15 protein-coding genes are annotated in these 14861 nt (G+C 73.0%); 13 read left to right on the top strand and 2 right to left on the bottom strand.

The window, feature by feature from the left end; translation table 11 throughout:
* Nucleotides 1-2 precede the first annotated feature (2 nt).
* The gene (locus tag ACIBST_RS44480; RefSeq protein WP_397179511.1) at nt 3-1199 is read left to right on the top strand and encodes an MFS transporter; all 1197 of its coding nucleotides are present in this window, start codon (nt 3-5) and stop codon (nt 1197-1199) included.
* Nucleotides 1200-1473: 274 nt separating this feature from the next.
* The gene (locus ACIBST_RS44475; protein WP_397179510.1) at nt 1474-2262 is read left to right on the top strand and encodes an alpha/beta fold hydrolase; all 789 of its coding nucleotides are present in this window, start codon (nt 1474-1476) and stop codon (nt 2260-2262) included.
* Nucleotides 2263-2313: 51 nt separating this feature from the next.
* On the opposite strand, the gene ACIBST_RS44470 is transcribed toward ACIBST_RS44475, so the two are convergent.
* Nucleotides 2314-3060 carry an SRPBCC domain-containing protein gene (locus tag ACIBST_RS44470; protein WP_397179509.1) on the bottom strand — a complete coding sequence of 249 codons (747 nt, stop codon included), beginning with the start codon at nt 3058-3060 and terminating at the stop codon, nt 2314-2316.
* Between the two features lie 219 nt (nt 3061-3279).
* Between ACIBST_RS44470 and ACIBST_RS44465 the strand changes: the two genes are divergently transcribed.
* The 7 genes from ACIBST_RS44465 (at nt 3280) to ACIBST_RS44435 (ending at nt 10675) form a co-directional block, all read left to right on the top strand.
* A complete protein-coding gene (locus tag ACIBST_RS44465; RefSeq protein ID WP_397179508.1) occupies nt 3280-3867 on the top strand; it encodes a hypothetical protein in 588 nt (195 codons plus the stop codon).
* Between the two features lie 16 nt (nt 3868-3883).
* The gene (locus tag ACIBST_RS44460) at nt 3884-5053 is read left to right on the top strand and encodes a sensor histidine kinase (RefSeq protein WP_397179507.1); all 1170 of its coding nucleotides are present in this window, start codon (nt 3884-3886) and stop codon (nt 5051-5053) included.
* Nucleotides 5050-5706 carry a response regulator gene (locus tag ACIBST_RS44455; protein ID WP_397179506.1) on the top strand — a complete coding sequence of 219 codons (657 nt, stop codon included), beginning with the start codon at nt 5050-5052 and terminating at the stop codon, nt 5704-5706. Before ACIBST_RS44460 ends, ACIBST_RS44455 begins: the two co-directional genes overlap by 4 nt.
* Before the next feature lie 29 nt (nt 5707-5735).
* Complete coding sequence (locus ACIBST_RS44450; protein ID WP_352323139.1) at nt 5736-6053, top strand: DUF3140 domain-containing protein; 318 nt, start codon at nt 5736-5738, stop codon at nt 6051-6053.
* Nucleotides 6054-6135: 82 nt separating this feature from the next.
* A complete protein-coding gene (locus ACIBST_RS44445; protein WP_352323140.1) occupies nt 6136-6348 on the top strand; it encodes a hypothetical protein in 213 nt (70 codons plus the stop codon).
* A 171-nt stretch (nt 6349-6519) separates the two neighbouring features.
* A complete protein-coding gene (locus ACIBST_RS44440) occupies nt 6520-9486 on the top strand; it encodes an AfsR/SARP family transcriptional regulator (protein WP_397179505.1) in 2967 nt (988 codons plus the stop codon).
* Between the two features lie 172 nt (nt 9487-9658).
* Nucleotides 9659-10675, top strand: a complete 1017-nt coding sequence (locus tag ACIBST_RS44435) for a fatty acid desaturase family protein (protein ID WP_397179504.1) — start codon at nt 9659-9661, stop codon at nt 10673-10675.
* 3 nt (nt 10676-10678) lie between these two features.
* On the opposite strand, the gene ACIBST_RS44430 is transcribed toward ACIBST_RS44435, so the two are convergent.
* A complete protein-coding gene (locus ACIBST_RS44430; protein WP_397179503.1) occupies nt 10679-10894 on the bottom strand; it encodes a hypothetical protein in 216 nt (71 codons plus the stop codon).
* A gap of 47 nt (nt 10895-10941) precedes the next feature.
* Here ACIBST_RS44430 and ACIBST_RS44425 point away from each other — a divergent pair, with 47 nt between their 5' ends.
* From ACIBST_RS44425 to ACIBST_RS44410, 4 genes are all read left to right on the top strand, one after another.
* On the top strand, nt 10942-12063 hold the full coding sequence (locus ACIBST_RS44425; protein ID WP_397179502.1) for a sensor histidine kinase: 1122 nt from the start codon (nt 10942-10944) through the stop codon (nt 12061-12063).
* Nucleotides 12060-12728, top strand: a complete 669-nt coding sequence (locus ACIBST_RS44420) for a response regulator (protein ID WP_397179501.1) — start codon at nt 12060-12062, stop codon at nt 12726-12728. Before ACIBST_RS44425 ends, ACIBST_RS44420 begins: the two co-directional genes overlap by 4 nt.
* 97 nt (nt 12729-12825) lie before the next feature.
* Complete coding sequence (locus ACIBST_RS44415) at nt 12826-14076, top strand: cytochrome ubiquinol oxidase subunit I (RefSeq protein ID WP_397179500.1); 1251 nt, start codon at nt 12826-12828, stop codon at nt 14074-14076.
* An 11-nt stretch (nt 14077-14087) separates the two neighbouring features.
* Nucleotides 14088-14828 (top strand): cytochrome d ubiquinol oxidase subunit II, encoded by a 741-nt coding sequence (locus ACIBST_RS44410; protein ID WP_397179499.1) that lies wholly within the window; start codon nt 14088-14090, stop codon nt 14826-14828.
* Nucleotides 14829-14861 lie beyond the last annotated feature (33 nt).

Below are 14861 nucleotides of genomic sequence, written 5' to 3'. Positions count from 1 at the left end.
TCATGTGGACGAGGAGTTTCGCCCTCTACTTCGGGGCCCGCACGATCTCGCTGCTCGGCGACGCGATGATGCCCGTCGCCTCGGCGCTGGCGATCGGCAAAGTCTACGGGATCGCCGGCGTCGGCTTCGTGCTCGCGCTCTGGACCGCGTCGGCCGTGCTGGTCATGTTGTTCGGCGGGGTCGTGGCCGACCGGATCGGGCCCCGGCGCCTGATGATCGGCGCGGACGTGGTCAGGGTGGTCACCCAGGCGGTCGTGGCCGTCGCCTTCCTCGACGGGGCCCCGCCGTTCGCCCTGCTGCTGGCGATGGCGTTCCTGTCGGGCATGGCCGCCGGGGTGTTCGAACCGTGCGTCAACGGGATGGTGCCGCTGGTCGCCGAGGATCCGCAGCGGGCCAACGCGACCCTGAAGATCGCCGAGGCGGTCACCCAGCTCGCCGGGCCCGCGCTGGCCGGGATCCTCATCGTGGCCACCGGGCCGGTCTTCGTCTACACCGTGGACGCCGCGACGTTCCTGGTCAGCGCGGTGTGCCTGGTGCTGGTGCGGGTCGCCGTGCCCAGGCCGGAGCCGTCCGACGTGCTGAGCGACCTGCGCAGGGGCTGGGAGGAGTTCAAGGCCAGGAGCTGGATGTGGTCGGTCATCCTGGTATGGGTGTTCTGGGGCGTGCTGGTGGTGGGGCCGTACGTGCCGCTGTCGTCCCAGGTCATCGGGGCCGACTACGGCTGGGTGATGGCGGCGCTCGGCCTCGGGACCGTCCTGGGCGGGCTGGTGGCGATCCGGCTCAAGCCGCGCAGGCCGCTGGCGGCGGGGGCGGTGGCGCTGATCGGGTACGTCGCCGTGCCGCTGTCGGTCGCGCTCGGCGCGCCGCTGCCGCTGCTGATGGCCGGGCACCTGGCCGGGGGGTGCGCGATGGCGTTCTGGTCGGTGATGTGGTCGACGACCGTGCAGACCCAGATCGCGCCGGACGTGCTGAACCGGGTCAACGCCTACCAGGTGGCCGGGTCGGTCGCGGGCATGGCGGTCGGGCAGGCGCTGGCCGGCCCGGTCACCGCGCTGGTCGAGCCGCGCGTCTTCATGCTCGGCTCGGCCCTGGTGACGGTCGGCGTGGTGACGGCGCTGCTGGTGATCGGGCCGGTACGGCGGCTCGGCCGCAGGTCGCAGGCGTCCGCGAGCGGGCCGGTCACGGTCCCGGCGACGTAGCCGGCGCCGAGGGGCGGTGCCCACGGCACGTGCCGCGGCCGGGGCGTGCGGCTGGCAGACCGCCCGCCCCCGTCTGCGGCACGTGCCGTCCCCTCCTTTTCGCGGCACGCGATGTGGGAGCCGTCCCAGCGTCCCCCGCGCTCGGGACGACTCCATCAGGTAAGAGCGCAGAGGTACCCGTATCAGTACGTCCTCCACCAAAAGATTTCTTGACAATTTTATTTGTCGGTAGCTAGCGTGGGCACCACGAAACGGGAGGAACACCATGAGCAGCATGATCAACTCCGCGGACGGCACCCCCATCGCGTACGAACGCGCAGGCCAGGGCCCGGCGGTCATCCTCGTGGACGGCGCACTCAGCTTCCGCGGCTCCAGCATCAACGGCGGCCTGGCGGAAGCGCTCGCCCCTGACTTCACGGTCTACACCTACGACCGGCGCGGACGGGGCGAGAGCGGCGACACCCAGCCCTACGCCCTCGAACGGGAGGTCGAGGACCTGGCCGCGCTGGTCAAGGAGGCCGGCGGCCCGGTCCGCCTGTACGGCACCTCCTCCGGCGCCGCCCTCGCCCTGGCGGCGGTCCAGAGCGGCCTGCCGGTCGAGCGCCTGGCCCTGTACGAGCCCCCGTTCATCGTGGACGGCTCCCGTCCCCCGATCAAGGACGACTACCCGCGACGGCTGGAGGCGCTGGTGGCCGCCGGCCGCCGGGCCGAGGCGGTCAGGCTGTTCATGCGCGAGGGGGTCGGCCTGCCGGCGATCGTGGTGGCGATGATGCGGTTCATGCCCGCGTGGGCCACGCTCAAGGCCGTGGCGCACACCCTGCCGTACGACACCGCGATCGTCTTCCCGTACCAGCGGGGGGTGGCGTACCCGGCGGGCGCGTGGGCGTCGGTGACCGTGCCGACGCTCGTCGCCGACGGCGGGAAGAGCCCGCGGTGGATGCGCGACTCCGTCGCCGCGCTGGCCGAGGCGCTGCCCGCGGCCGACCACCGCACGCTCGACGGGCAGACCCACATCGTCAAGCCGGCGGCCCTCGCGCCGGTGTTGCGGGAGTTCTTCGCCTGAGGGCCGCCGGTCAGGCCGAGACGGTCAGCTTCTTCGCCTGAACGACGCCGGTCAGGCCGAGACGGCGTCGAGCCAGCGGGTCCAGGCGGTTTCCAGGGCCTCGCCGTCCACCGGGGCGTAGGCGTGGTGCTCCACCACCGCCATGCCGCGTCCCTGGACGAACATGTACAGGCCGTCGTCCGTACGGACCGCCACGAACGTGCCAGGGACGGTCACCCACTCCACGACGCCCCGCTCCGGCGCCCGCCCCTCGACCGCGACCGTCACCTTCTCCCCCGCCACCGGACGTCCGGCGACGCCGAGCGCGGCCCCGAGCTCGGCCCAGAACCGCTCCTCCGACGCGCACGGCCCGGCCAGGAACAGGTTGTGGGTGGAGATCCTGCCGGGGAAGTGCCTGAGGTATACGGCCAGCTTGTACAGGTACTGGAGGTCGCCGCGCTCAAGGTCGTCGTACTCCGACTCCCAGTCGTCGCCGAGGAAGCCGCTGTGGACGAAGCGGAGCACCGTGCTGCCCGAGCCGCGGGCCTCCAGCAGGTACTCGAAGGCCATGAACGTGCCGTCGGGGTTCTCCACGCCGCGGTGGGCCAGGCGCCTGCCCGGCTCCCAGGCGGTCACCACCGACTCGGTGGCGACGTCGGCGCCGAAGGTCTGCGTGCCCCGGCCGCCTTCGCGCGGTTCCAGTTCGGTACGGCCCATGAACCACGAGTCGATGCCCGGGCCCTCCGCGATGGCCTGCCAGACGACGTCGGGGGCGGCGTCCAGCGGGATCTCGTGGCGGATCTCGAACTCGTGCGGCATGGCGGTCTCCCTGTCACGGCCCGGCGCGGTGTGCGGCCGACGATCGCACCGACAATATCGCTTGTCAAGCCGACTCCTGTTGTCGGCATGCCTCTGGGGCGTGCGAGCGAGGGGCATCCCTCTTGAGAGCGAGGCGCGGGATCGCCCGTCCCGGCGATCACATCCGGAGCGGAAAACCGCAGGATAAGTGCATCACCCCGCCGCTTGAGGAGAACCCTGATGAACACCCGCGCCGCCTTCGTGGCCGCCCCGCTGCTCGTCCTGTCGTACGGCGTGATCCGGATCGTCGACGGCCTGGACGGGAGCCGAGGGCCGGGGTTGGCCTGGACGGCCGGCCATCTCGCCTTTCTTGCCGCTCTCGCCCTGTTCGTCGTGATATTTCGGGAAATGTGGCGGATGCTGGGTCGCAACCCCATCGCCACCACCAGCCTCGTGGTCGGCCTGGTGGGCATCGCGTGCGCGGCCGCGCAGTTCCTGATCGACATCGTCGTCGGGTTCATGGCCGCCGACCACGACGCGATGTCCCCGCTGTTCGACCAGGTCCAGGCGGTGCCGGGGGTGTCGCTCGCGGTCTACGCCGCCGGTCCGGTCCTGTTCTACCTCGCCCAGCTGGCCCTGGTCGTCCAGCTCGCCGCGCGGCGGCAGGTCAAGCTCTGGACCCCCGTCCTCGTCCTGCTCGACTTCGCCCTCCCGATCCTGGAGAAGGACCTGATCCCGCTCGGCGCCGTGTGCATGCTGGTGTCGTTCTGGCCGCTGGCCCGCCGCCAGGACCAGGCCGGCGCCCGGCATGCGCTCGTCCATGCGTGAGGAACAATGGGACCCCGTGTCCGATCTGACGCTTGTCGACGTCTTTCGTCGCCGGCTCCGAGCGCTCCCCCACCTCTGGGTGGACGGGGCGCTCGCCCTGTTGATCGCCCTCGTCCAGACCTGGCCGCTGATCTCCAGCCATGACCCGTACGGCGGCCGATGGGACTGGTGGGGGTACGTGATCGCGATCGGCGCCTCGCTGCCCGTCGTCTGGCGGCGCCGGTGGCCGGTGACCATGCTGATCGTCAGCCTGGCCGTGGGCGCGCTCTACGACTTCGCCGACAACGTCGCCCGCCAGCCGATCTGGTACGGCGCGCTCGTCGTCTTCTACACGGTCGCCGCGTACTCGCCCCGCCTGCCCAGGGTCGTCATGCTCGTCGTGACGCTCGTCGGCGGCCTGACCTCCGTCGGCTCGTGGGAGACCGCGATGCGCGGGGTCGCCCTGTTCACCGCCGCCTACGCCATCGGCCGCGCGGCGGCCACGTCCCGCGCCCACGCCGCCGAGCTGGCCGAGCGCGCGGCCCGGCTCGAAAGGGAGCGTCAGTTGGAAGCCGAGCGCGCGGCCGAACGCGAGCGGGCCAGGATCGCCCGCGACATGCACGACATCCTGGCCCACGCGGTCAGCCTCATGGTGGTCCAGGCCGAGGCGGGGCCCGTCGTGGTGCGCAGCAACCCGGCCAGGGCCGAGGCCGCCTTCGACGCCATCGCCGCCGCGGGCCGGGACGCGATGGTGCAGCTGCGCCGCATGCTCGGCGTACTGAAGGAGGACGAGCCGCAGGCGCCGCGGGCGCCGCAGCCGACCCTCGCGGACCTGCCCGCGCTGGCCCGCCAGGTGGCGGGCACCGGCCTGGACGTGAGCTTCGCCGAGTCCGGCGAGCCCGGCCCGATCGGCCCCGACAGCGCGCTGGCCGCCTACCGGATCACGCAGGAAGCGCTCACCAACATCGTCAAGCACTCCGGCGCCGACCGCGCCGAGATCCGGCTCACCTGGGAGGACGACCACCTGATGATCGACGTCACGGACAACGGGCGCGGCGGCGGCCCCGCGCTGCCCTCGGGCGGCAACGGCCTGATCGGCATGCGCGAACGGGCCGCGGCCTGCGGCGGCAGCGCGACCGCCGGCCCGCGCGCGGACAGGCCCGGCTTCGCCGTGTCGGCGCGGCTGCCGCTGGGGGCCGGACGATGAGCGTGCGCGTCGTGGTGGCCGACGACCAGGAGCTGGTCAGGGGCGGGTTCGCGATGATCCTCGACGCCCAGCCCGACATCTCGGTGGTGGCCGAGGCGGGCGACGGGGTCGAGGCCGTGGCCGCCGTACGGGCCCACGAGCCGGACGTGCTGCTGCTCGACATCCGCATGCCCAGGATGGACGGCATCGAGGCGGCCAGGATCGTGTGCGCCGAGACCGCCTGCCGGGTGCTGATGCTGACCACGTTCGACCTGGACGACTACGTGTTCGACGCGCTGCGCGCGGGCGCGAGCGGGTTCCTGCTGAAGGACGTGCGGCGGGACGACCTGGTGACCGCGGTGCGCGTCGTGGCCGCGGGCGAGTCGCTGCTCGCGCCCACGGTGACCAGGAGGCTGATCGCCGAGTTCACCTCACGCCCCGCGACGACCGCCGCCCCCGCGCACACGCTGGAGTCGCTGACCGCCAGGGAGCGCGAGACGTTGCAGCTCATCGCGCGCGGCCTGTCCAACGCGGAGATCGCCCAGGCCATGGTGGTCAGCGAGCACACCGTGAAGACGCACGTCAGCAACGTGCTGAGCAAACTGGGCCTGCGGGACCGCGTGCAGGCGGTGATCGCGGCCTACGAGTCGGGGCTGACCGTTCCCGGGGCGTAACGCGAGGTCCGGGCGGGTAGGCGGCCCATATGACTGAGGGTTTCGACACGGACACGCTCTGGAACGAGTTCCACCGGGCGGTCAACATGAACTCGGAGGAGCTGCGCGGCTACCTGCTCGCCGACGCCTCGGACGAGGAGGGCTTCCCTCCCGATCCCGACATGGGCATCGACGAGCTGGGCAGGGGCGTGCTGCACGTCCTGAGCAAGCGGAAGGGCGACCTGACCAAGGCCGACCTGGACGTGATGCGTCAGGTCGTCGAGCTGGTCGAGACCATGGGCGACCGGACGGACGACGACTCGCGGCGCGAGCTCATGTCCGTCGGGCACGACCCGCTCAGGGCATAACGTCCCGAATTCAACAAATGGTGGATGTGGGGCGACGCAAAGTGATGAAATGTGCGAAGCCGACTTCGTCCGAGGAGATCCGTTGAGAGACAACCTCGACCTCGCCGCGAGCGCCCAGCAGCTGGCCGACGCCGCCCCGACGGGATCGATCGACCGCGCCGCCGCCTCGTCCGTGGCCATCACGCTGGCCACGACGCGTGACATCGCCGACGCGCGGCAGGCCCTCGACGGGTTGACCCCGGAGGAGGTGCGCCAGGCGGCGCTCACCCTGTTCGACCGCCTCTCGGAGAGCTGACCTCACCGTTCGGGACCGCTCGGACCGGGTGAAGCCGGGCGATCCGCTCGGACCGGGTGAAGCCTGGCGATCCGCTCGGACCGGGCGAAGCCGGGTGATCTGCTTGGACCGGGTGACGGCGGGCGGGCCGTCGGGCGCTCGGCACCGGCCGTCTGCCCGTACGGTGGGGGCATGCGGATCGGGGTCCTCGGGCCGCTCCAGGTGGCTGGGGCCGAGATCGGCGGCGCCCGGGTGCGCGCCCTGCTCGTCCGTCTGGCGCTCGACCCGGGCCGGGTGGTGACCGCCGAGCGGCTGATCGACGACCTGTGGCCCGGCGAGCCGCCCGCCCACCCGGCCGCGGCGCTCCAGTCGCTGGTCTCGCGGGCCCGCAGGCAGGCGCCCGGGCTGATCTCCTCGCACCCGGCCGGCTACCTGCTGGACGTGCCGCCCGGCGAGGTGGACGCGTCGGCGTTCGAGCTGCTGGTGCGGGCCGGTGACCCGCGCGGCGCGCTGGCGTTGTGGCGCGGGCCCGCGCTGGCGGACGCGGCCGGGCTGGCGTTCGCCGCCGCGCCCGCGGCCCGGCTGGAGGAACTGCGTCTCACGGCCCTGGCCGCCGCGATCACCGCCGACCTGGCGTCCGAGCCCGCGTCCGCCCCCGCCTCCGCGCCCGGCTTCGCGCCCAAACCCGGCTCCGTGCCCGGCTCCGTGCCCGGCTCCGCCCTCGCGTCCGAGCCCGCGTCCGAGCAGGCGCGGGGCGGACGTGGGGGCGGGCCGGGGGTCGTGGCCGAGCTGGAGGAGCTGGTCGCGGCGCACCGGCTGCGGGAGCCGTTCCACGCCCTGCTCATGCGCGCGCTGGTGGCGCGCGGACGGCGCGGCGAGGCGCTGGAGGTCTTCGAGCGGATCAGGGCCGACCTCGCCGACGAGCTGGGCGTCGATCCCGGCCCCGAGCTGCGCGCGGCCCACATGGCGGCGTTGCGCGACCCGGCTCCCGCGCCGAGGGGCAACCTGCCCGCCCGGCTCACCGGTTTCGTCGGCCGGGCCGGCGACGTCGCCCGGCTGCACGCCCTGCTGGGCGGCCCGGACGAGCGGCTGGTCACGCTGGTCGGCCCCGGCGGCGTGGGCAAGACCCGCCTGGCGCTGGAGGCGGCCGGCGGCCTCGACGTGCCCGACGGCGTGTGGCTGGTCGAGCTGGCCTCCGCCACCGGGGTGCGGGCCGCGGTCGAGAGCGTCCTGCGGACGACCGACGTGGTCCGGGCGCTGCGCGGCACGTCGCCGCTCATCGTGCTGGACAACTGCGAGCACGTCGTGGAGGAGGCCGCCACGGTCGCGCGGTGGCTGCTGTCGGAGGTCGCCGGGCTGCGCGTCCTGGCCACCAGCAGGGAGCCGCTCGACATCCCCGGCGAGGTGCTGCATCCCGTCCTGCCGCTGCCCGAGGCCGCGGAGCTGTTCCTGGCGCGGGCCGCGGCGGCCAGGCCCGGCCTGGCGGTGAGCGCGGCCGAGGCCGGGCGCATCTGCCGGGAGCTCGACGGCATCCCGCTGGCGATCGAGCTGGCCGCCGCCCGGCTGCGCACGATGCCGGTGTCCGTGCTGGTCCGGCAGCTCGGCGACCGGCTGGCCTTTCGCGGGGGACGTACGTCCGAGCCGCGTCATCGTACGTTGCGCGACGTCATCGACTGGAGCTGGAACCTGCTGTCGGCGCCGGAGCGGGAGCTGCTGCGCGGGCTGACCGTCTTCTCCGGCGGCGCGACGTACGAGGCCGTCGCGGAGGTGTGCGGCGGCGACCCGGACGATCTCGCCTCGCTCGTGGACAAGTCGCTCGTCTCGGTCTCCGGCGACCGCTACTCGATGCTGGCCACCATCAGGCAGTACGCCGCCGCCGACCTGCCCGCCCTCCGGCAGGCCCACGCCCGCTACTACACCCGGCTGGCCGAGACCGCCGACCCGCTCCTGCGTACCGGCGAGCAGCTCGCCTGGCTGGCGGTGCTGGACGCCGAGCAGGACAACCTCGACGCCGCCCTGCGCCACTCCGACGACCCGCTCAGGCTGATCCTGCCCCGGTTCTGGCCCTGGATCATGCGCGGACGGCGGCGCGAGATGAGCGAGCGGGCGGCGGCCGTGCTGCGCCGGGTCGGGGACGTGCCGCCGCCGGGACGCGAGCTGGCGCACGGGCTGTGCCGGGTGCTCACGGGCGGCGAGCCGACCCCGGCGGTGCTCGGCTCCGACCATCCCGCCGCGCTGAACTTCTGGGCCATGAGCGGCGCGCAGCGCCCGCCCGCCGACGTCGTCGAGCTCACCGAGGACGTCGTCGAGCGCCTGCGCGACTCCCCCGACCTGTGGACGCGCTCGGCCGCGCTGCTGGTCGGCGGCATCGTCCGGTTCGAGTACGGCACGGTCGCGGGCGCGCAGGACCTGCTCGGCCCGGCCCTCGACGGCTTCCGCCGCACCGGCGACCGCTGGGGCCAGTGGGCCTGCCTCTACTGGTTGTCGCTGGTCGCCGAGAACCGGGGCGACTTCGCCGCCGCGCTCGCCCGCGCCGAGGAGCCGGGACGGCTGGCCGCGGAGCTGTCGGGGCTGGACGCGCCGTTCGGCCCGATGACGTTCCTGCTCCGGCTCGGGCAGCTCAAGGCGCGGGCGGGCGACCACGAGGGGGCCGCCGCCACGCTGGCGCAGGCGTGGCGGTCGGCGCTGCGGGCCGAGGACGCGGTGACCCAGGCCAGGGTCCTGCACGCCCGCGCCGAGCTGGCCCGGCGCAGCGGCGACCGGCCGGAGGCGGCCCGGCTGCTCGACCGCGCGCTGACGCTCGACAACGGGGAGGGGCCCGCGCAGTTCAGGGCGTTCATGCAGGTCGAGCTGGCCCGCGTGGCGGAGCCCGGCCAGCCGCTGCGCACGGCGCTGGAGCTGATGGAGACCTGCGGCGACCGGACGGCCCGCGCGACCGTGCTGGAGGGCGCGGCCGAGCACCTGCCGCCCCGGCCGGCGGCCGAGCTGCTGGGCGCGGCCCGCGCGCTGCGCGGCGTCGCCGGCTCAGCCGACCCCGCCCTGGTCGCCCTGGACGGACGGTGCCGCTCCGCCCTCGGCACCGACGCCTTCCACGAGGCTCTGACCAGCGGCGCGGCCCTGCCGAACCCGGAGCGGCACGCATTGTCGCTGCTCGGCTGAGCCCGTCGCGTACGCGGCATCCGCCGCCGGGCCATATGGTCGGGGAAGAGGCCACGGAAACCGACGACGAACCCCTTCTCCGCCGCTCCCGGGACGACCATGGAAAACCTTCCGGTTTCGCGGCGGATACGCGAGGGTTGTGGCAACTTTCCACCGCAATGTGAGGAGATCTGTGGCCAGTCCAAGTGTGGTCGACACCCGGGGCAGTGACTTCGCCCGGCTAGCCCGCCGAATCTCTGACGCCGGTCTCCTCGACCGGCGTCCGGTCTATTACGCGGTGCGGCTGACCATCGTGGTCGCCGCGTACCTCGGCTGCTGGGCGTTGTTCGCCTGGGTGGGCGACTCGTGGTGGCAACTGCTCGTCGCGGTCGCGCTGGCCGTGGTCTTCGCGCAGATCGGCTTCGTCTCCCACGACCTCGGCCACCGCCAGGTGTTCAGGAAGCGGCGGCCGAGCGACGTGACGGGTCTCCTGCTGGGGAACCTCGGCATCGGCCTGGGCTGGGGATGGTGGACCAGCAAGCACAACCGCCACCACTCCAACCCCAACCACGAGGACCACGACCCCGACGTCTCACCCGCGGTCATCGTCTGGTCGGACGACCAGGTGGCGCGCAGCGCGGGCCTGCCGCGTGCCGTCGCGAAGTACCAGGCGTTCCTGTTCTTCCCGCTGCTCACCCTTGAGGCCTGGCACCTGCACATCGCCAGTTTCAAGGCGCTGCTCGCGCCGTCGGCCAAGCGGCCGTGGGCGGAGCTGGCGCTGCTGACCGCCCACGTCGTGCTCTACTTCGGCGCGGTCTTCGCCGTGCTGCCGTTCGGCAAGGCGCTGGTGTTCCTGATCGTGCATCAGGGGCTGTTCGGCCTCTACCTGGGCTCCACGTTCGCGCCCAACCACAAGGGCATGCCCGTCCTGACCAAGAACGACAAGCTGGATTTCCTCCGCAAGCAGGTGCTGACCTCCCGCAACGTCAGGGGCGGCCTGTTCACCGACGTGGCGCTCGGCCAGCTCAACTACCAGATCGAGCACCACCTGTTCCCGAACATGCCCGCGCCCAACCTGCGCAAGGCGCAGCCCATCGTCGAGAGCTACTGCGCCGAGGTCGGCGTCAGCTACCTGCAGACCGGGCTTCTCGCCTCCTACGGCCAGGCCCTGCGCCACCTGCACGAGGTGGGCGCTCCGCTGCGCCGCTGAGCCTCAGCCCTCCTCCTGCGCCCGCCTCTCCAGGTCGGCACGGCGTCGTTCGAGGTCGGCGATCAGCTCGGACTGCTCGTCGGCCTGGGCGATCATGGCCGAGGTCTCGATCTGGTCGGTCGCGCCCATGGTGCCCACCTGGTCGCGCAGGTCCTGGTTCTCCGCCTTCAGCCGGGCCAGGTCCTCTTCGACCTGCCGGAGCTCATCCTTGGTACTCATCTCGGTCAACTACCCCGGCACTCGCAAGACCATACAAAATGGAGCACATGCGTAGATTGTCGGCGAGCACCGCGGTGTCCCTCGCGGTGGTCGCCGTCACGCTCGCCGGCACTCTGGTCGCCGGGCTCAGGAGCGAGCAGTCCGCCGGCGTGCTGGACGTGGTGCTGCCGATCGTGTCGTGCGGCGCGCTGCTGCTGCGGCGGCGCCTTCCCGTCACGTCGCTGATCGTGATCGTCGTGGCGGTGTCCGCCTACTATCCGCTCGCCCGGTTCGACGGGCCGCTGGTCGTGCTGCTGTTCGTGGCCCTCTACACCGCCGCCGACCAGGGACGGCTGGCCGCCGCGATCGCCACCGGGGCCGCCGTGCTGCTGGCGATGGGGTTCGGCGAGGCCCACGGGTCCAGGCACGTGGACAACGGCACGTTCGGCGCGATCACCGGCTGGGTGGTGGCCGCGATCGCGTTCGGCGGGGTCACCAGGAACCGCCGGGCGTACCTTCAGGAGGCGCAGCGGCGCGCGCTGGACGCCGAGCACTCCAAGGAGGAGGAGGCCAGGCGGCGCGCGAGCGAGGAACGCCTGCGCATCGCCAGGGAGCTGCACGACGTGCTCGGGCACAACATCTCCATGATCAACGTGCAGGCGTCGGCCGCGCTGCACGGGCTGGCCAGGCGTCCCGAGAAGGCCGAGGCCGCGCTGCGGACCATCAAGGAGACCAGCAAGGACACGCTGCGCCAGCTGCGCACCACGCTGGGGGTGCTGCGCCAGGTGGACGAGGACGCGCCGACCAGGCCCGCCGACAGCCTGGCGCGGCTGCCGGACCTGGTCGCGGCGTCGGGGCTGGAGGTGGCCGTCGAGCCGTCCGGGCCGCTGGACGCCGTGCCGACCGAGGTCGACCTGGCCGCCGCCCGCATCATCAAGGAGTCGCTGACCAACGTCGCCCGCCATTCCGGCACGACGAAGGCCACCCTCTCCGTCAGCAACGCGTCCGGGAACCTCCTGATCCGGGTCGAGGACGACGGCCCGGGCGCCACGTACACCGAAGGCAGCGGCTTCGGCCTGCAGGGCATGCGCGAGCGCGCCGCCGCGCTCGGCGGCGACCTGGAGGCCGGCCCGCGCCCCGAGGGCGGCTTCCGCGTCGTCGCCCGCCTGCCACTGAACGGAGTCCGATGATCCGCGTACTGCTCGCCGACGACCAGACCCTGGTCCGCGCCGGGTTCCGGTCGATTCTCTCCGACGAGGACGACATCGAGGTCGTCGGCGAGGCCGGCACCGGCGCGGCGGCCGTGGCGGGCGCCCACGAGCACCGGCCCGACGTCGTGCTCATGGACATCCGCATGCCCGAGCTCGACGGCCTGGAGGCCACCCGGCGCATCGCGGGCGACCCGCGGCTCGACGGCGTCAAGGTCATCATCCTGACCACCTTCGACCTGGACGACTACGTCTACGGCGCGCTGCGCGCGGGGGCGGGCGGGTTCCTGGTCAAGGACACCGAGCCGGCCGAGCTGATCCACGCGGTCCGGGTCGTGGCCAGGGGCGACGCGCTGATCTCGCCGTCGGTGACGCGGCGGCTGATCGCCGAGTTCGCCGGCCGGGTCAAGCGGCCGGAGCCGGGCCCCGCGCTCAACGCGCTCACCGAGCGCGAGCGCGAGGTGATGGGGCTGGTGGCGGCCGGGCTGTCCAACGACGAGATCGCCGCCCGGCTGGTGCTCAGCCCTGCCACGGCGAAGACGCACGTCAGCCGCATCATGACCAAGCTCGGCGTGCGCGACAGGGCCCAGCTCGTGGTGGTCGCCTACGAGGCCGGGATGATCACGCCGGGCTGGCTTACAACCTGAGTCGTACGTCTGCGGTGATCTTCGGCCCGTGGTTGTACGCCCGATTGCAGACCCGGGCATGACGCGGTGGATCATGCCGTGCCGCCAGGCTCTCGGCATGGACACCGTCGACCTCGCCCGGCTGCAGTTCGCGTTCACCGCGGGCGCGCACTTCCTCTTCGTCGCGCTGACGCTCGGCCTGGCGACGCTGGTGGCCGTCGTCCAGACCCGGGCCACGTTCAGCGGCGACCCCGTCCACCTGCGGATGACGAGGTTCTGGGGGCAGCTCTACATCATCAACTACGCCATGGGCATCGTCACCGGGCTGGTCATGGAGTTCCAGCTCGGCCTGTCGTGGAGCGGGCTGACCGACTACGCGGGCAACGTCTTCGGCGCCTCGCTGGCGATCGAGACGCTGGTGGCCTTCTTCGTCGAGGCCACGTTCCTGGGCCTGTGGATCTTCGGCTGGCACCGGCTGAACCGCTGGGCGCACCTGGCGCTGATCTGGGTCGTCACGCTCACCGCGTACGCGTCGGCGTTCTGGATCATGATCTCCAACGGCTTCCTGCAGAACCCGGTGGGCCACGCCGTCGAGGGCGGCCGGCTGCGGCTCACCGACTTCGGGGCGATGATCGCCAATCCGGCCGCGCAGATCGCGTTCGGGCACGTCATGGGCGGCGCGATGATCGTCGGCGGGTTCTTCATGGCCGGGGTGAGCGCCTACCACCTGCGCAGACGCACCGCCGAGCACGACCTGTTCAGGAAGTCGCTGCGGATCGGCGTCGGCGTCGCGCTGCCGGCCTCGTTCTTCACGGTGACGTTCGGCGGGCTCGGGTTCCAGACCCTCCAGCCGTCCAAGGCGGCGGCCTGGACGGGGAAGGCCGAGCGGCTGGCGGCCGTGCAGGCGGACATGGCGGCCAGGTTCGGGCCGGGCGACTACCTGCCTGCGACCGGCTGGGTGCAGGGGGCCGGCATCACGATGATGATCCTCTGGGTGGTGATGACCGTCGTGGCGGGGCTGAGCCTGCCGCTGACGTTCTTCCGGCCGGTCGTGCGCGGCTTCCGGGCCTGGCACCTGCTGCTGACGCTGATGATCCCCGTGCCGTTCGTCACCATGCTCGCCGGGTGGACCTTCCGCGAGATGGGCCGCCAGCCGTGGGTGGTCTACGGGCTGCTGCGGACGTCCGAGGCCATGTCGCCGGTGACGGCGGGCCAGATGCGGCTGTCGCTGACGGCGTTCGTGTCGGTGTTCACGGTGCTGATCGCGGTCAACTACTGGCTGCTGGCCCGGACGGCCCGGCGCGGGCCCGGCGCGGTCGCGCTCGGCGCCCTTCCGGCCGAGACCCCCGTCCCCGTCCCGGCGTTCTGAGGGAGCCGATCATGGAGATCTTCGTCCTGGCCTTCTTCGCCCTCGGCTACCTCGTGCTGGGCGGGGCCGACATCGGGGTCGGCATGGCGCTGCCGTACCTCGGGCGGTCGGCGGGCGAGCGGCGCGAGGTGATCGCCGCGATCGCGCCGTTCTTCCTCGGCAACGAGGTGTGGCTGGTGGCCTCGGCCGGGGTGCTCGCGGGGCTCTTCCCCGACCTGGAGGGCCACCTGCTGAGCGACAACTACGCGGTGGTCGTCGCGCTGCTCGTCGCGTGGGTGGTCAGGGACATGGGCCTGTGGCTGCGGGGGCGGGTGCCCGGGGCGCGCTGGCAGGCGTTCTGGGACGGCGGGATCGTGGCCGGGAGCTGGGGGCTGGCGCTGAGCTGGGGGCTGCTGCTCGCCGAGGTGCTGCTCGGCATCCAGGGGCCGCTCGTGCTGCTGGCCGCGCTGGTGGTGGCGGCGCTGTTCGCGGTGCACGGGCTGGCGTTCGCGGCGCTGCGGCTGCGCGGATCGCTGCGGGAGCGGGCCGGGGTGTTGTCCGGCGAGGCGGGCGAGGGCCGCACGTACGCGCTGACGGCCGGGGCGCTGCTGGTGGTCGGGGTGCTGGCCGGGCTGCGGCTGCCGCTGGTGGCGGGGTCGTCGGGGGCGCTGCTGACGCCGGTGATCCTCGCCCTGATCCCGCTGCTGGTCGCCTCGCAGGGATGGGTGTGGTGGACGTTCCGGCACCGGGTGAGCGGGCCCTCGTACCTGTGAGCAGCGCGGGTCCGTCCGGCCTGAGCCAGACGG

Source organism: Nonomuraea sp. NPDC049684 (assembly GCF_044465345.1).
Taxonomy (GTDB): domain Bacteria; phylum Actinomycetota; class Actinomycetes; order Streptosporangiales; family Streptosporangiaceae; genus Nonomuraea.
The sequence above is the reverse complement of the archived record's forward strand: the minus strand, read 5'-3'. Positions and strand labels throughout refer to the sequence as shown.